The 16762-nt window shown below is 40.0% G+C and carries 25 protein-coding genes; all 25 read right to left on the bottom strand.

What is annotated here, in order from left to right; translation table 11 throughout:
* Complete coding sequence (gene rpmD / locus AAGF08_RS16895; protein ID WP_343512505.1) at positions 1 to 180, bottom strand: 50S ribosomal protein L30; 180 nt, start codon at positions 178 to 180, stop codon at positions 1 to 3.
* 5 nt (positions 181 to 185) lie between these two features.
* Positions 186 to 704 (bottom strand): 30S ribosomal protein S5, encoded by a 519-nt coding sequence (gene rpsE, locus AAGF08_RS16890; protein ID WP_296699832.1) that lies wholly within the window; start codon positions 702 to 704, stop codon positions 186 to 188.
* A 6-nt stretch (positions 705 to 710) separates the two neighbouring features.
* On the bottom strand, positions 711 to 1061 hold the full coding sequence (rplR, locus tag AAGF08_RS16885; RefSeq protein ID WP_343512504.1) for a 50S ribosomal protein L18: 351 nt from the start codon (positions 1059 to 1061) through the stop codon (positions 711 to 713).
* A 6-nt stretch (positions 1062 to 1067) separates the two neighbouring features.
* Positions 1068 to 1625: a 50S ribosomal protein L6 gene (gene rplF / locus AAGF08_RS16880; protein ID WP_343512502.1), complete on the bottom strand. Its 558-nt coding sequence runs from the start codon at positions 1623 to 1625 to the stop codon at positions 1068 to 1070.
* A gap of 9 nt (positions 1626 to 1634) precedes the next feature.
* Positions 1635 to 2030: a 30S ribosomal protein S8 gene (gene rpsH / locus AAGF08_RS16875; RefSeq protein ID WP_296699842.1), complete on the bottom strand. Its 396-nt coding sequence runs from the start codon at positions 2028 to 2030 to the stop codon at positions 1635 to 1637.
* A gap of 82 nt (positions 2031 to 2112) precedes the next feature.
* Positions 2113 to 2382: a 30S ribosomal protein S14 gene (rpsN, locus tag AAGF08_RS16870; RefSeq protein ID WP_343512500.1), complete on the bottom strand. Its 270-nt coding sequence runs from the start codon at positions 2380 to 2382 to the stop codon at positions 2113 to 2115.
* A 2-nt stretch (positions 2383 to 2384) separates the two neighbouring features.
* Entirely contained in the window at positions 2385 to 2945 is a 561-nt protein-coding gene (gene rplE, locus AAGF08_RS16865) for a 50S ribosomal protein L5 (protein ID WP_343512498.1), read from the bottom strand.
* Complete coding sequence (gene rplX / locus AAGF08_RS16860; RefSeq protein ID WP_343512496.1) at positions 2938 to 3282, bottom strand: 50S ribosomal protein L24; 345 nt, start codon at positions 3280 to 3282, stop codon at positions 2938 to 2940. The genes rplE and rplX overlap by 8 nt, the downstream gene beginning before the upstream one ends.
* A gap of 2 nt (positions 3283 to 3284) precedes the next feature.
* Positions 3285 to 3653 (bottom strand): 50S ribosomal protein L14, encoded by a 369-nt coding sequence (gene rplN, locus AAGF08_RS16855; RefSeq protein WP_343512495.1) that lies wholly within the window; start codon positions 3651 to 3653, stop codon positions 3285 to 3287.
* A 2-nt stretch (positions 3654 to 3655) separates the two neighbouring features.
* Positions 3656 to 3919, bottom strand: coding sequence for a 30S ribosomal protein S17 (gene rpsQ / locus AAGF08_RS16850; RefSeq protein ID WP_074226883.1), 264 nt, complete (start codon positions 3917 to 3919; stop codon positions 3656 to 3658).
* Between the two features lie 19 nt (positions 3920 to 3938).
* Positions 3939 to 4121 carry a 50S ribosomal protein L29 gene (rpmC, locus tag AAGF08_RS16845; RefSeq protein WP_343512494.1) on the bottom strand — a complete coding sequence of 61 codons (183 nt, stop codon included), beginning with the start codon at positions 4119 to 4121 and terminating at the stop codon, positions 3939 to 3941.
* A gap of 7 nt (positions 4122 to 4128) precedes the next feature.
* A complete protein-coding gene (gene rplP, locus AAGF08_RS16840; protein ID WP_184494596.1) occupies positions 4129 to 4548 on the bottom strand; it encodes a 50S ribosomal protein L16 in 420 nt (139 codons plus the stop codon).
* Between the two features lie 24 nt (positions 4549 to 4572).
* On the bottom strand, positions 4573 to 5304 hold the full coding sequence (rpsC, locus tag AAGF08_RS16835; RefSeq protein ID WP_296699867.1) for a 30S ribosomal protein S3: 732 nt from the start codon (positions 5302 to 5304) through the stop codon (positions 4573 to 4575).
* Positions 5305 to 5313: 9 nt separating this feature from the next.
* The gene (gene rplV, locus AAGF08_RS16830; protein ID WP_343512493.1) at positions 5314 to 5706 is read right to left on the bottom strand and encodes a 50S ribosomal protein L22; all 393 of its coding nucleotides are present in this window, start codon (positions 5704 to 5706) and stop codon (positions 5314 to 5316) included.
* Positions 5707 to 5708: 2 nt separating this feature from the next.
* Positions 5709 to 5987 (bottom strand): 30S ribosomal protein S19, encoded by a 279-nt coding sequence (gene rpsS, locus AAGF08_RS16825; protein ID WP_074226879.1) that lies wholly within the window; start codon positions 5985 to 5987, stop codon positions 5709 to 5711.
* A 2-nt stretch (positions 5988 to 5989) separates the two neighbouring features.
* Complete coding sequence (gene rplB, locus AAGF08_RS16820; protein ID WP_343512492.1) at positions 5990 to 6814, bottom strand: 50S ribosomal protein L2; 825 nt, start codon at positions 6812 to 6814, stop codon at positions 5990 to 5992.
* A gap of 13 nt (positions 6815 to 6827) precedes the next feature.
* Positions 6828 to 7115: a 50S ribosomal protein L23 gene (gene rplW / locus AAGF08_RS16815; protein ID WP_296699877.1), complete on the bottom strand. Its 288-nt coding sequence runs from the start codon at positions 7113 to 7115 to the stop codon at positions 6828 to 6830.
* A 4-nt stretch (positions 7116 to 7119) separates the two neighbouring features.
* Positions 7120 to 7749, bottom strand: coding sequence for a 50S ribosomal protein L4 (gene rplD, locus AAGF08_RS16810; RefSeq protein WP_343512491.1), 630 nt, complete (start codon positions 7747 to 7749; stop codon positions 7120 to 7122).
* A 4-nt stretch (positions 7750 to 7753) separates the two neighbouring features.
* A complete protein-coding gene (rplC, locus tag AAGF08_RS16805; protein WP_343512490.1) occupies positions 7754 to 8386 on the bottom strand; it encodes a 50S ribosomal protein L3 in 633 nt (210 codons plus the stop codon).
* A gap of 236 nt (positions 8387 to 8622) precedes the next feature.
* A complete protein-coding gene (gene rpsJ / locus AAGF08_RS16800) occupies positions 8623 to 8928 on the bottom strand; it encodes a 30S ribosomal protein S10 (protein WP_008203035.1) in 306 nt (101 codons plus the stop codon).
* A 12-nt stretch (positions 8929 to 8940) separates the two neighbouring features.
* Positions 8941 to 11061, bottom strand: a complete 2121-nt coding sequence (gene fusA, locus AAGF08_RS16795; RefSeq protein ID WP_343512479.1) for an elongation factor G — start codon at positions 11059 to 11061, stop codon at positions 8941 to 8943.
* Between the two features lie 5 nt (positions 11062 to 11066).
* On the bottom strand, positions 11067 to 11534 hold the full coding sequence (gene rpsG / locus AAGF08_RS16790) for a 30S ribosomal protein S7 (protein WP_206584544.1): 468 nt from the start codon (positions 11532 to 11534) through the stop codon (positions 11067 to 11069).
* 22 nt (positions 11535 to 11556) lie between these two features.
* Complete coding sequence (gene rpsL, locus AAGF08_RS16785) at positions 11557 to 11952, bottom strand: 30S ribosomal protein S12 (RefSeq protein WP_343512477.1); 396 nt, start codon at positions 11950 to 11952, stop codon at positions 11557 to 11559.
* A 98-nt stretch (positions 11953 to 12050) separates the two neighbouring features.
* Positions 12051 to 12371, bottom strand: coding sequence for a DUF3467 domain-containing protein (locus tag AAGF08_RS16780; RefSeq protein ID WP_343512476.1), 321 nt, complete (start codon positions 12369 to 12371; stop codon positions 12051 to 12053).
* A 63-nt stretch (positions 12372 to 12434) separates the two neighbouring features.
* The gene (gene rpoC, locus AAGF08_RS16775; RefSeq protein WP_343512474.1) at positions 12435 to 16745 is read right to left on the bottom strand and encodes a DNA-directed RNA polymerase subunit beta'; all 4311 of its coding nucleotides are present in this window, start codon (positions 16743 to 16745) and stop codon (positions 12435 to 12437) included.
* Between the last annotated feature and the right edge of the window lie 17 nt (positions 16746 to 16762).

The following is a 16762-nucleotide window of genomic DNA, read 5'->3' as shown; positions in this document are numbered from 1 at the left end:
TTAAGCTTCCTCCACTTTTACAAGGTGATTAACTTTATTAACCATACCAGCTATCTGTGGCGTATTTTCCAATACAACAGACTTACTGATTCTTCCTAAACCTAAAGCAGTGATTGTTGCTTTTTGATCCTTCGGACGGTCGATAGTACTTTTAGTTTGTGTGATTTTGATCTTTCCCATGATGATTATCCGTTAAAGACTTTAGACATTTTCACACCTCTTTGCTGAGAAACGGTGATTGCATCTCTCAATTGAGTCAAAGCATCAATTGTTGCTTTAACAACATTGTGAGGGTTTGAAGATCCTTTGGATTTTGCTAAAACGTCTGTTACGCCAGCACTTTCCAAAACAGCACGCATCGCACCACCAGCGATTACACCGGTACCCGCAGCTGCTGGTTTGATCAATACAAAACCTCCACCGAATTTACCAATTTGTTCGTGAGGAATAGTTCCTTTCAAAACTGGTACTCTTACCAAATTCTTTTTAGCATCTTCGATACCTTTAGTGATAGCATCAGTTACTTCATTGGCTTTACCCAAACCGTAACCTACTACTCCTGCACCGTCGCCTACTACAACTATTGCGGAAAAAGAGAATCTTCTACCACCTTTTACCACTTTGGCTACTCGGTTTATAGAAACTACTTTTTCCTTAAGTTCTGTATCTGTAGCCCTGATAGGCTTTTTTCTTAGTTGAGACATAGTTGATTAAAATTTAAGGCCTCCTTCTCTGGCACCATCTGCCAAAGCTTTCACTTTACCATGGTACAAGTAGCCGTTTCTATCGAATACTACTTCGCTTACTCCATTTGCAATCGCTCTTTCAGCTAATTTTTTACCTACTTCAGTAGCTGTTGCAATGTTGGTGTTCGCTTTAGCTCCCAATTCTTTGGAAGATGCTTGTGCAAGCGTCTGACCCTTAAGGTCATCAACAAGCTGTGCATACATGCCAGTATTACTTTTGAAAACTGACAAACGAGGTCTGGAATCAGTACCAGAAATTTTTCTCCTGATACCCTGCTTGATTCTAAGTCTTCTGGAATTCTTATTAAATGCCATAACCTATTATTTTTTACCGGCAGTTTTACCAGCCTTACGTCTAATTTGTTCACCCACGAAGCGCACACCTTTACCTTTGTAAGGCTCAACTTTACGAAGTCCCTTAATTTTGGCTGCAACTTGTCCGATCAATTCTTTGTCAATTGCCTCCAAAGTAATGATCGGGTTTTTACCTTTTGGAGTTTCTGTCTTCACAGCCACTTCAGATGGCAATGCAAAGAAGATATTGTGAGAATAACCAAGAGAAAGTTCAAGAACTTGTCCCTGATTAGTAGCCTTATAACCTACACCAACAAGCTCCAAGTCTTTTTTATAACCTTCAGATACCCCAATAACCATGTTATTGATAAGAGATCTGTAAAGTCCATGTATAGACTTGTGTCTTTTGGAATCGGTAGGTCTGGAAACGACAACCTCGTTGTCTTCCACTTTTACCTCAATATCGGGATTCACATCCTGAGTGAGTGTACCTTTCGGACCTTTAACAGTGACCAGCCCATGAGCTGACACGTCTACAGTAACACCGGCAGGTAGATTTATTGGTTTTTTACCTATTCTAGACATGATAGTAAATTAATATACGTAGCAAAGTACTTCGCCTCCAACGCCTTCCACGCGGGCTTCCTTGTCTGTCATTACACCTTTAGAGGTGGAAATAATGGCGATACCTAAGCCATTTATTACTCTTGGAAGAGAATCATGTTTCACATATTTTCTCAAACCTGGAGTACTTACTCTTGTGAGATTAACAATGGCGTTTTGCTTTGTAGTAGGATTGAATTTCAAAGCGATCTTAATGGATCCTTGTGGACCATTTTCTTCGAATTTGTAATTCTGAATATATCCCTTATCGTGCAATACTTTGGTAATCTCCTTCTTTATGTTAGAAGCAGGTATCTCAACGATTCTGTGAGAAGCTTTGATGGCGTTTCTCAACCTTGTTAGATAATCAGCTATTGGATCAGTCATGATATTTATAAGTCTAGCCCCACCCTATTTGGGCGTGCAAAGTTACGAATTGATTTTTAGAATAAAAACTACTGTCGTTATTTTACCAGCTGGACTTAGTCACTCCAGGAATTTTGCCTGATGAGGCCATTTCTCTGAAGGTTACCCTGTTGATACCGAATTTCCTCATGTAGCCTTTTGGACGACCTGTAATTTTACATCTGTTATGAAGTCTTACAGGTGAAGCGTTTTTAGGCAACTTGTCAAGTGCTTCGTAATCTCCGGCTGCTTTTAGCTCAGCTCTTTTCTTAGCATACTTGGCTACAAGACGCTCTCTTTTTCTCTCACGAGCTTTGATGGACTCTTTTGCCATGATTATTCTTCTTTATTTTTATTAACGAACGGCAATCCGAAAGCTTTCAATAATGCGAAGCTTTCTTCATCTGAATTTGCGGAAGTCACGAATGTAATATCCATACCAGAGATTCTATTCACCTTTTCGATGCTGATCTCAGGGAAGATAATCTGTTCTGTTACACCTAAAGTGTAATTTCCTCTTCCGTCGAATCCTTTATCAGAGATTCCTTTGAAGTCTCTTACACGTGGAAGAGCTACAGTCATCAATCTGTCAAGGAATTCGTACATTTTCTGACCTCTCAAAGTAACTTTTGCTCCGATAGGCATGCCTTCTCTTAACTTAAAGTTAGAAACAGAAGTCTTTGCTTTAGTAGATACTGCTCTCTGTCCAGTTATTAAAGATAATTCTTCAACACCCTGATCAACGAGCTTCTTATCCGCAACCGCTGCTCCAATTCCTTTATTCAAAACAATTTTTGAAAGTTTTGGTACTTGCATTACAGAAGTATACTGAAACTTTTCCTTCAAAGCAGGGACGATATCGTCCACATATTTTTGTTTGATTCTTGGATTAGCCATTGATCACCTCCCCAGTTTTCTTTGAGTATCTTACTAGTTTACCATTTTCACCAATCTTGCGGCCAATTCTGGTAGCTTCACCAGTTTTAGGGTCTACAAGCATCAGGTTACTTAGATGTAAAGCAGCTTCTTTCTTATCGATACCACCTTGTGGTTTTGCAGCAGTTGGCTTTACGTGTTTAGTAATCATATTGATTCCTTCCACGAATGCTCTCCTTTTTGCTGTATCTACAGAAAGTACTTTACCTGTTTTCCCTTTGTCATCACCAGAGATCACTTTTACGGTATCACCGGTTTTGATATGCAGCTTAGGCTGCTTATTGAATTTTCTTTCCATGATTACAATACTTCAGGGGCCAAAGAAACGATTTTCATAAACTGCTTCTCTCTCAGCTCCCTAGCGACTGGGCCGAAGATACGAGTGCCTCTAGGCTCATCGTTGTTATTCAACAATACAGCAGCGTTGTCCTCAAATCGGATATAAGAACCGTCTTTTCTTCTAATTTCTTTTTTGGTTCGTACGATAACCGCTCTCGAAACGGTACCTTTTTTCATGTTGCTGGAAGATAGGGCTGACTTTACAGTAACGACTACTTTGTCACCAATTGAAGCATAACGCTTCTTGGTTCCTCCCAATACACGGATCACCAATACCTCTTTGGCACCGGAATTGTCCGCGACACCTAGTCTTGATTCTTGTTGTATCATGATTATTTAGCCCTTTCAATAATTTCAACTACTCTCCAACGTTTGTTCTTACTCAGCGGACGAGTTTCACTGATTTTAACAAGGTCACCTGGGTTACACTCGTTTTTCTCGTCATGAGCCATAAATTTGGTTGTTTTGGCAACAAATTTACCGTACATGGCATGCTTTACGCGACGCTCAACTGCAACGGTAATGGACTTATCCATTTTGTTACTTACCACTTTACCAACTCTTTCTTTTCGAAGATTTCTCTCAATCGTAGCCATTTCTTTTTCTGTTAGCTAGTTATTTGGCAGCCAATGCAGTCTTCAATCTTGCGATCAGACGCTTGGTCTCGCGGATTCTATTAGGATTCTCTATAGGAGATATCGTATGCGCAAACTTAAGTTTGGTTAGATTCCCCTGCTCAGCGACAATTCGCTCGGCAATTTCACTTGCTGAAAGTGATTGGATCTCAGTATTTTTCATAGTCATTCTATTCTACGTAATCTCTACGAACGATAAAATTTGTACTTACTGGTAGCTTTTGTTGAGCTAATCTTAACGCCTCTTTAGCAGTCTCCAGGCTCACGCCTGTAGCTTCGAAAAGGATCGTTCCTGGCTTGATAACAGCAACCCAATATTCTGGAGCACCTTTACCTTTACCCATACGAACCTCTGCGGGCTTTTTAGTGATCGGTTTATCAGGGAAAATTCTGATCCAAACCTGACCTTCTCTTTTCATGGCTCTTGTCATCGCGATACGAGCTGCCTCGATCTGGCGTGAAGTAATCCATCCTGCCTCCAGGGATTTGATGCCAAAGTTCCCGAAAGAAAGCGTATGCCCTCTTTGCGCGATGCCTTTGACACGGCCCTTTTGCATTTTCCTATATTTAGTTCTTTTTGGCTGTAACATGCGTTCTCACTTAGTCGGTGAAAATTAGTTATTTCTTTTTCTGCGTCTAGGACCATCATTTCTCTTTGGACCTGAGTGACGACCACCTTTTGGTTCGTTGGCAGCACCCTGGTTTGGAGAAAGGTCTCTTTTACCGTACACTTCACCTTTGAAAATCCATACCTTGATTCCGATAATTCCGTACACAGTTAGTGCTTCAGAAAGTGCGTAATCAATGTCTGCTCTTAAAGTGTGAAGAGGAATTCTTCCTTCTTTGTACATTTCGGATCTTGCCATTTCGGCACCACCCAGACGTCCAGAAAGTTTTACTTTAATTCCTTCAGCTCCTACTCTCATTGATGCAGCAATCGCTTGCTTCATCGCTCTTCTGAAGGAGATTCTAGCTTGAAGTTGCTGAGCGATAGATTCACCTACCAATTTCGCGTCCAATTCAGGTCGCTTAATCTCGAAGATATTGATTTGAATATCTTTGCTAGTGATCTTCTTAAGTTCTTCTTTCAGCTTGTCTACTTCGGCTCCACCTTTACCAATTACAACACCTGGTCTGGCAGTATGAATGGTAAGAGTGATTCTTTTAAGCGTTCGCTCAATGATCACCTTAGCAATCCCACCTTTAGGAATTCTGGCAAGGACGTACTTACGGATTTGCTGATCTTCGTATAGTTTTTCAGCAAAGTCTTTCCCACCATACCAGTTGGAATCCCAGCCTTTGACTACACCAAGTCTAAATCCTATTGGGTTGATCTTTTGTCCCATAGTCTGTTCTTAATTTGCCTTTTCGTTTGTTTCTACTACATCAGCGGTAACGTCTCCAGAATCGAATGAATCGATAACGAGAATTACATGATTTGATCTCTTGCGTATTCTGTGGCCTCTTCCTTGAGGAGCTGGTCTCAATCTCTTGAGAGATCTGCCTTCATCAACCATAATGGTCTTAATAAACAAATCTGCCTCTTCAAGTTTGGCATCAGGATTTTTTGCCTGCCAGTTGGCAACGGCAGAAAGCAATAACTTTTCTAATCTTAAAGCTCCATGATTCGGAGTAAACTTTAAAATACTAAGTGCATTTCCAACTCTCTTGCCTCTGACAAGGTCAGCCACGAGGCGCATTTTACGCGGAGAAGTAGGAACATTATTTAATCTTGCGATAGCTTCCATGATTATCTCTTTCCTTTATCTTTTTTGGCAATGTGGCCTCTGAAATTTCTGGTTGGAGCAAATTCACCAAGTTTATGACCAACCATATTGTCAGTTACAAATACTGGGATGAATTTATTTCCATTATGCACAGCGAAGGTATGTCCTACGAAGTCTGGAGAAATCATAGATCTTCTTGACCAAGTCTTGATGACAGATTTCTTGCCGGACTCGTTCATAACATCCACTTTCTTCACCAAGTGATGTTCGATATAAGGACCTTTTTTTAATGAACGTGCCATAATTATTTAGATCTTTTGCTGATGATGAACTTACTTGAATACTTCTTTGGTGATCTGGTTTTCTTTCCTTTAGACAAGAGACCTTTTCTAGATCTTGGATGTCCACCGGAAGAACGACCTTCACCACCACCCATTGGGTGATCTACTGGGTTCATCGCAACACCTCTTGTACGAGGTCTTACACCTAACCATCTCTTACGACCAGCTTTTCCAAGCACAACGTTCATGTGATCTCCATTAGAAACAGTACCAACTGTTGCCATACAAACACCAAGAACGAGTCTCATTTCACCGGAAGGAAGCTTTACAGTTACGTATTTACCCTCACGGGCAACGATCTGCGCATATCCACCAGCACTTCTGGCCATTACTCCACCTTTACCTGGCTTTAATTCTACATTGTGTACAATTGTACCCAATGGAATATTAGCCAAAGGCATTGCATTACCTACTTCAGGAGCAACTTGCTCACCGGAAATCACTGTTTGTCCCACTACCAAACCTTCCGGGGCGATAATGTAGGCCTTAGCACCGTCTGCGTAATAAAGCAGGGCAAGACGTGCTGTTCTGTTTGGATCATATTCGATTGCCTTAACGGTAGCCGGTACACCAAACTTATTTCTTTGGAAGTCTACAATTCTTAGTCTTCTCTTATGACCACCACCGATATAGCGAGCAGTCATTTTGCCTTCATTATTTCTTCCGCCTGATTTCTTCAAAGGTGCAAGAAGAGACTTCTCTGGCTTTGACTTAGTAATCTCGTCAAATGCCGGAGCGACTCTGAATCTTGTCCCTGGAGTTACAGGCTTCAATTTTTTAATTGCCATGATATTGAATCAATTAAATTTCTCCGTAAAAATCTATTACCTGTCCATCAGCAACTTCTACAATAGCTTTCTTGAAAGCATTTGTAAAGCCTGACACCACTTTGTTCTTGGTGTATCTTGTTTTATGCTTTGCAGCATATCTCATGGTTCTTATAGAAACCACATTCACACCATATGTTTTCTCTACTGCATTCTTAATCTCTGGCTTTTTCGCAGTTTTCTCTACGATAAATCCATAAACTCCTCTTTCGTTCATGGCAGAGACTTTCTCAGTAATTAAGGGCTGCTTTAGAATATCCATTGTCTTATTTCGATAAAATGGTTTCCAACATACTTACAGAACCTTCACAAATCACTAAGTGGTCAGCGTTTAGAACTTGGTAAGTATTTACATCATTTACAGTTACAACCTTTGACTTAGGAAGATTTCTGCTTGATAAGTATACATTTTTGTTTTCTTCAGGAAGAACTACTAATGTTTTCTTATCAGCTAAGGCCAATCCGTTCATCAATGCTACATAGCTTTTTGTCTTTGGAGACTCAAATGAAATGTTTTCCAAAACCATCAAGCTATTATCTTTTGCCTTATAAGAAAGCGCAGATTTTCTAGCCAACTGCTTTAACTTTTTATTCAATTTGAAAGTATAGTTTCTTGGCTGTGGGCCAAATACTCTACCTCCACCTCTGAAAAGTGGTGACTTTATAGATCCAGCTCTGGCACTACCAGTACCTTTCTGCTTTTTGATCTTTTTAGTTGAACCAGCGATTTCATTTCTTTCTTTTGACTTGTGTGTACCTTGTCTTTGGTTCGCCAAGTACTGCTTTACATCCAAATAGATCGCGTGATCGTTAGGATCGATTCCGAAGATATCGTCAGAAAGATTTACTTTTCTTCCTGTATCTTCTCCTTTATGATTTATTACTGCTAATTCCATGGACTTATTTCTCTAGAATAACGAAAGAATTTTTAGGACCTGGTACTGAACCAGAAACCAACAGCAGGTTTTGCTCAGGGTAGATTTTCAACACTCTTAGGTTGAGTACCTTTACTCTGTCACCGCCGGTTCTTCCTGCCATACGCATTCCTTTGAATACTCTTGATGGCCAAGAACAAGCACCAATGGAACCTGGGTGTCTCTGTCTGTTATGCTGACCGTGAGTTTGACCACCCACACCAGCAAAACCGTGACGTTTTACTACACCTTGGAATCCTTTACCTTTAGAAGTACCAATAGCATCGACGAAGTCACCTTCAACGAATACCTCTGACGACTTCACAGTAGCCCCTAGATCTACCTGGCCTTCAAACTCGACCCGGAATTCTCTGAACTCAACAACTTTTTGCTTTGGCGTAGTACCGGCCTTTTTAAAATGACCGATCAATGGTTTAGGCGTATTTTTTTCTTTACGCTCACCATATGCCAATTGCACTGCGTTGTACCCGTCTGTTTCAACGTTTTTTACTTGCGTCACTACGCAAGGACCAGCTTCTATTAGCGTGCATGCGACATTACGTCCATCGGCACTGAAAATACTAGTCATTCCTACTTTTTTACCTATAATACCAGACATCTATAATAAGATAATTTGATAATTCACAAGCGCTTATACGCATGAGCCCTTTTAAAGGACTGCAAAGTTACTGAAATAAAATTCTGCAACAAATGCCAACTTGTATATTTTCAAACATTTAGAGAATTTTCATTTCTTTAAACCTTTAAAACCGCCTATTTCAATATCAAAAGGTGATGATAGAAAAAGACCTGCACGCTTGTGCAGGTCTTTTTTACAAAATATTTAAGAGCAGATCAAACTTTGATTTCTACATCAACTCCACTTGGAAGCTCGATTTTCATCAAAGCATCTACGGTTTTAGAACTATTTGAGTAAATATCAACCAACCTCTTATAGGTACATAACTGATATTGATCTCTAGCTTTCTTACTTACGTGAGGAGATTTCAAAACTGTAAACTTCTCCTTTTTAGTAGGCAATGGAATTGGTCCTACTACTACTGCACCTGTTGCTTTAACAGCTTTTACGATTTTCTCTGATGACTTATCCACCAGACTGTGATCGTATGATTTTAGTTTTATTCTAATTTTCTGATTCATCGCAAATATTGATTAGTCTTTCTGACCTTTTACGTTAGCAATTACGCCCTCTGCTATGTTATTTGGAACCGGCTCATAGTGAGAGAATGTCAATGAAGCCGTTGCTCTACCAGAGGTAATTGTTCTAAGGTCAGTGATGTAACCGAACAACTCTGACAATGGAACCGACGCCTTGATTACGGAAGATGTACCTTTCGTATCCATACCTTTCATTAATCCTCTTCTTCTGTTCAAATCACCAGTGATTGGACCAGTATATTCATCAGGAGAAACTACGTCTACAGACATAATAGGCTCTAGCAATGCAGGCTTACATCTTTTAGCTGCTTCTTTGAAACCAATTCTTGCTGCCAGTTCGAATGAAAGAGCATCTGAATCGACATCATGGAAGGAACCATGGAACAATCTTACTTTCATGGATTCGATTGGATATCCTGCCAAAGGACCATTTTTCATAGCCTCTGCAAATCCTTTCTGAATAGATGGGATGAATTCTTTTGGAATCACACCACCCACAATACCATTGACAAAGTCAAGCCCTGGCTTGATCTCACCAGTTTCTGGATCAGGATCTTTAGGTCCAATTTCGAATACGATGTCCGCAAATTTACCTTTACCACCAGTTTGCTTTTTATAAACTTCTTTATGTTCAACCGAACCAAACAAAGCCTCTTTATAAGCTACCTGAGGAGCTCCTTGTGTAATCTCAACCTTGAATTCTCTCTTCAAACGGTCAATGATAATATCCAAGTGAAGTTCACCCATACCTCTTAAGATAGTCTGACCAGTTTCAAAATCGGTATTAACCTGAAGTGTTGGATCTTCTTCAACAAGTTTTGCTATTGCCATACCCAATTTATCGACATCAGCTTGAGTTTTTGGCTCGATTGCATATCCGATAACAGGCTCTGGGAAAATCATTGACTCAAGAACTACCTTACGGTTTTCAGCACAAAGTGTATCTCCAGTTTTGATATCCTTAAATCCAACTACCGCACCAATATCTCCAGCTCTTAGCGAATCAATTTGGTTTTGCTTGTTAGCATGCATCTGGAAAACTCTGGAAATACGCTCTTTATTACCTGAACGGCTATTGAAAACGTATGATCCTGAATCCAATCGACCAGAATATGCTCTTACAAAGCATAATCTACCAACAAACGGGTCTGTTGCAATTTTAAAAGCCAAGCCGGCAAATGGCTCATCTTCGTTAGGAGTGATAACAACTTCTTTTTCCTCGTCATCTAAATCATGAGCAATCAAGTTGTCTTTATCCAAAGGAGAAGGAAGTAATTCCATCACCAAGTCAAGCATGGTTTGAACTCCTTTGTTTTTAAATGAAGAACCACAAACCATAGGAACAATTTTCATGTCGATGGTTGCTTGTCTCAATGCTGCAAGAATTTCTTCTTCTGTGATTGAGTTTGGATCTTCAAAGAATTTTTCCATCAAAGACTCATCGTAGTCAGCAACTGCTTCAAGCAAATGCTCTCTCCACTGCTCTACTTCTTCAGTCATATCTTCAGGAATAGGAATTTCTTCAAAAGTCATTCCCATGTCTTCTTCATTCCAAGTGATGGCTCTGTTGTTGATCAAATCAACAACACCTCTGAATTTGTCTTCAGCACCAATTGGAAGTTGTAAAGGAACTGCATAGCTACCTAGCATTTCCTTCACTTGCTTACAAACTTCTAGGAAGTCTGCACCTGCACGGTCCATTTTGTTAACAAAACCGATACGGGCTACTTTATAATTATCAGCTAATCGCCAGTTTGTTTCAGACTGTGGTTCAACACCATCCACAGCACTGAATAGGAAAACTAAACCATCCAATACTCTAAGGGAACGGTTTACCTCTACGGTAAAATCGACGTGCCCAGGAGTGTCAATGATATTAATTTGATATTTGTGATCTCTGTAGTTCCAGAACACAGTAGTTGCAGCCGAAGTAATGGTAATACCTCTCTCCTGCTCCTGTGCCATCCAGTCCATCGTTGCTGCACCGTCGTGCACTTCACCGATTTTATGGGATACCCCAGAATAAAAAAGAATTCGCTCAGTAGTAGTTGTTTTACCAGCATCGATGTGAGCGGCAATACCGATGTTCCTGGTATATTTTAAGTCTCTTGCCATCCTAATTAAAATCTAAAGTGGGAGAATGCTTTGTTAGCTTCGGCCATTCTGTGCGTATCATCTTTTTTCTTCACTCCAGCACCTTCGCCTTTGGAAGCAGCAATGATCTCACCTGCAAGTCTATCCATCATAGTTTTCTCACCTCTTCTTCTAGCATAAGTGATCATCCACTTAATACCTAGAGATAATTTTCTTTCCGGACGAACTTCCATTGGAACCTGGAACGTAGCACCACCAACTCTACGACTCTTCACCTCTACGGATGGAGCAATATTGTTAAGCGCTTTTTTCCAAACTTCAAGACCATTCTCACCTACTTTTTGTTCAACTTTTTCTACCGCATCGTAGAAAATTCTGTAAGCAATACTCTTCTTCCCATCTACCATAAGACAGTTCACAAACTTGGTAACCAAGGTATCATTGAACTTAGGATCAGGAAGAATATATCTCTTCTTTGGTTTCGCTTTTCTCATTTTTTCTAAATGTTATAAAGTATTATTTCTTTGCCGGGCCTTTTCCTGACTTCGGTCTTTTAGCACCATACTTAGAGCGACCTTGTTTACGGTCTTTTACTCCGGCTGTATCTAGTGCACCACGGATGATGTGATATCTTACACCTGGTAGATCCTTCACACGACCACCTCTAATCAATACGATTGAGTGCTCCTGTAAATTATGACCTTCTCCTGGAATGTAAGCATTCACTTCTTTTCCATTTGTCAATCTCACCCTGGCCACTTTTCTCATTGCTGAGTTAGGCTTCTTCGGGGTTGTAGTGTATACCCTGGTACAAACACCTCTTCGCTGAGGACATGCATCCAAAGCTCTTGATTTTGATTTGGTCTCCAGTGTAGTTCTACCTTTTCTTACTAACTGTTGAATAGTAGGCATTAACTGATAAAATTTAGTTTTCCTGTAAACTGTTAAATTTTGGACTGCAAAGGTAACCAAAGTAATAAGATGAACAAAATTAAGTAGTTATATTTTTATTATGCTTCTCCTGGTGTACCAAAGCTAATCGGGAATTGAGGAGCTCCCGTTGATTGGCTAATCTTACCAAAAGCTTCCTCATATTTCTCAATATTATCTTTCAAAGCAGCCAACAACCTCTTTGCATGCTCTGGAGTTACTATGATTCTTGACTTTACTTTTGCCTTGGGAACTCCTGGCATAAGTCTTATAAAATCAATAACAAATTCGGAATTTGAGTGGGCTATCATCGCCAAATTAGAATAAACACCCTCGGCAACTTCCTCTGATAGTTCAACATTGATTTGCTGATCAGGTCTATTTCCTTTTTCGTCTTTCATCTTCTTTGGATTAAAAAAGGCCTGTACAGATACAGGCCTTTTACTATTTGTTAATTCAACTTATTATAAAATGGCTTCGCTTGATCTTTTTGCCACACGATCCATATTATCAGAAAGCTTATCATATTCTTCTTGAGAACCGACGATAATATTTTGGATTCTTCTCTGTCCGGTACCAGCTGGGATAAGATGTCCAACCAATACGTTTTCTTTTAATCCTAATAATTCATCTCGCTTACCTCTGATCGCTGCTTCGGAAAGAACCTTAGTAGTTTCCTGGAAAGAAGCGGCAGAAAGGAAGCTTTCAGTACCCAATGAAGCAGCAGTAATTCCCTGCAACGTAGGTTTAGAAACCGCAGTTTCAGCATCTCTTACCTGTACCAACTTAAGATCTTTACGTTTTAAGCTTGAGTTTTCATCTCTCAATCTTCTTGCGGAAATGATCATTCCTGGTTTTAAGGTAGATGAATCTCCCGCATCCATAACAACCTTTTTGTCAAGGATATTGTCGTTCTCTTCTCTAAACGCCCACTTATCAACTACTTGATTTTGGAGGAACCCAGTATCACCTGCATCAAGTATTTCAACTTTTTGCATCATCTGAGATACAATTACCTCAATATGCTTATCGTTGATTTTTACACCTTGAAGTCTATAAACTTCCTGGATCTCATTCACCAAGTATTCCTGAACTGCTGTTGGTCCTTTGATTGCAAGGATATCATTTGGAGTGATTGCTCCATCAGACAATGGCTCACCTGCACGGATAAAGTCATTTTCCTGAACCAAAATATGCTTAGAAAGAGATACCATGTATTTCTTGATCACTCCATCCTTAGACTCGATAAGAATCTCTCTATTACCACGCTTGATACCACCATAAGTAACTACACCATCGATTTCGGAAACTACCGCTGGGTTAGATGGGTTACGAGCTTCAAACAATTCTGTAACTCTTGGAAGACCACCGGTAATATCTCTAGTTTTACCTACAGATCTTGGGATTTTTACCAATACCTGACCAGCCTTAACTTTTTCACCTACTTCGACTGCTAAGTGAGCACCTACTGGAATATTATAAGACTTAGACTCATCACCATAATTCACAATAATGGCTGGGTTCTTGGTTCTATCTTTGGTGTCAATAATAACTTTCTCACGGAAACCTGTCTGATCATCAGCAACTTCTTTGTAGGTTACTCCTTCTACAATAGCTTCAAAATCAATTTTTCCATCAAATTCAGAAAGAATTACGGCATTATATGGATCCCACTTACATAGTGCACCATTTTTACTTATTTTCTGACCGTCTTTAACTGCTAATAAAGCACCATAAGGAACATGATTAGATACTAACGTCTTACCAGTTTTAGGATCGTTGATCTTGATCTCTCCTGATCTACCCATTACTACTGTAACCGGCTCTCCTTCTTTGTTGGTAGTTTCCAACATCCTCAACTCGTCATCAAACTCTACTATTCCTTCAAACTTGGCCGTAATACTAGCTTCAACTGCCATGTTAGATGCTGTACCACCCACGTGGAACGTTCTTAATGTCAACTGAGTACCAGGCTCACCAATGGATTGCGCAGCAATAACACCGACTGACTCTCCATTTTGTACCATATATCCTGTAGCGAGGTTTCTACCATAGCACTTAGAACATACTCCTCTTCTAGTTTCACAAGTCAATACGGATCTGATCTCAACTTCTTCAATAGCAGACTCGTCTACTTTAGCTGCTATCTCATCGGAGATTTCTATTCCTGCAGGAATAATCAACTCGTCTGTCAATGGATCATAAACGTCATGAACAGATACTCTACCAAGGATTCTTTCAGAAAGTGGTTCAACGATTTCGTCATTGTCTTTCAATGGAAGAACATTAAGCCCTCTCAAAGTTCCACAATCCTCTTCTGTTACAATCATATCCTGAGCAACGTCCACAAGACGACGTGTCAAGTATCCAGCATCAGCTGTTTTCAATGCTGTATCTGCAAGACCTTTACGTGCACCGTGAGTAGAAATAAAGTACTCCAATACATCAAGACCTTCTTTAAAGTTGGATAAGATTGGGTTTTCGATAATTTCACCAACAGAACCTTGAAGGTTTTTCTGTGGCTTAGCCATCAAACCTCTCATACCACCCAACTGACGAATTTGCTCTCTTGAACCACGGGCTCCAGAGTGCATCATCATATAGATTGCATTGAAACCTTGCTTGTCCTCCTCCATCTGCTTCATCAGATTATTAGTCAAATGAGAGTTGGTCCGAGTCCATATATCAATTACCTGATTGTATCGTTCGTTATCAGTGATTAAACCCATCAGATAGTTATTCCACACTTGATCAACCTCCTCTTTCGCCTTAGCAATCATTGGCTCTTTTTCTTCTGGAATAATAACATCATTAAGGCCCATGGATAAACCTCCTTGGTAAGCACTCTGGAAACCTAAGTGCTTGATATCATCCAAGAATTTAGCAGTTCTTGCTATGCCACAAACTTTGACAACTTGAGCAATGATTTGCTGAAGCTTTTTCTTAGTAAGTAGTTCGTTTACATAACCTACTTCTTCGGGAACAAACTGATTGAAAATCAATCTACCTGCAACAGTATCAATGATTTTTTCAACGATCTGGCCATCAGCCTCTCGAATGTTTACTTTACACTTGATATTCGCATGCTTCGAAATCACGCCTTCGTTCAAAGCGATTACAACTTCCTCAGTACTATAGAAAGTCATTCCTTCACCTGGAACTGGCTCTTCCGGAGTAGATTTTTTGCCTTTTGTTACATAATAAAGACCCAAAACCATATCCTGAGATGGTACTGTAATAGGAGCACCATTTGCAGGGTTTAAGATATTATGTGCAGAAAGCATCAAAGTTGAAGCTTCTAAAATTGCTTCATGACCAAGAGGTACGTGTACCGCCATCTGGTCACCGTCAAAATCGGCATTGAATGCAGTACATACCAATGGGTGAAGCTGGATCGCTTTACCTTCTATTAATTTTGGTTGGAATGCTTGAATACCTAGTCTGTGAAGCGTAGGAGCACGGTTTAGAAGAACAGGGTGTCCTTTTAAAACGTTTTCCAAAATATCCCAAACCACGGGATCTTTACGATCCACAATTTTCTTGGCAGATTTTACAGTCTTAACAATACCTCTTTCGATCAGTTTTCTGATGATAAAAGGTTTGAAAAGTTCTGCAGCCATATTTTTTGGTAGACCACACTCGTGAAGCTTCAATTCTGGACCTACGACGATTACAGATCGGCCTGAATAATCCACACGCTTACCGAGCAAGTTTTGACGGAAACGACCTTGCTTACCTTTCAACATATCAGAAAGAGATTTCAAGGCACGGTTTCCATCGGATCTTACCGCATTTACTTTTCTAGAATTATCGAACAAAGAATCTACAGCTTCCTGAAGCATTCTTTTTTCGTTTCTCAAAATCACCTCTGGCGCTTTGATATCTATCAATCGCTTCAGACGGTTGTTTCTGATAATAACTCTTCTATAAAGGTCATTTAAATCAGATGTAGCAAATCTACCTCCATCCAAAGGAACCAAAGGTCTCAATTCAGGTGGAATTACAGGAACCATTCTCACGACCATCCACTCAGGACGGTTTTCAATTCTGGTTCTAGCATCACGAAATGCCTCTACAACTTTAAGTCTTTTTAGAGCTTCCGCCTTTCTCTGCTGAGAAGTATCAGTAGCCGCTTGGTGACGAAGTGCATAGGAAAGTTCATCTAACTCTATTCTTGCCAACAACATTTCCAAAGCTTCAGCGCCCATTTTGGCGATAAATTTATTTGGATCGTCATCATCAAGCATATGATTCTCCTTAGGAAGCTTATCCATGATATCCAGATATTCATCTTCAGTAAGAAAATCAAGATATTGAATCCCGTCTTCTGCTTTGATACCTGGCTGTACTACGGCATAACGCTCATAGTAAACAATCTGATCAAGTTTTTTAGTTGGTAAACCAAGGAGATAACCAATTTTATTAGGTAGAGATTTGAAATACCAAATGTGAGCAACTGGTACTACCAGTTCGATGTGCCCCATTCTCTCTCTTCTTACCTTCTTTTCTGTAACCTCTACACCGCAGCGGTCACAGATAATACCTTTATACCTGATGCGCTTGTACTTGCCACAATGACATTCCCAGTCTTTAACCGGACCAAAGATTCTCTCACAGAACAAACCACCCATTTCTGGTTTATAAGTTCTATAGTTGATCGTCTCTGGCTGGGTCACTTCACCGTTTGAACTATCCAGAATAGATTCTGGAGAAGCCAAACTAACGGTGACTCTGGAAAAATCGATGTTAAGTTTTTTATTTTTTCTGAACGCCATAGTTTTTTGAAAGATAT

This window comes from Algoriphagus sp. SE2 (assembly GCF_039563885.1).
GTDB lineage: Bacteria > Bacteroidota > Bacteroidia > Cytophagales > Cyclobacteriaceae > Algoriphagus.
The sequence above is the reverse complement of the archived record's forward strand: the minus strand, read 5'-3'. Positions and strand labels throughout refer to the sequence as shown.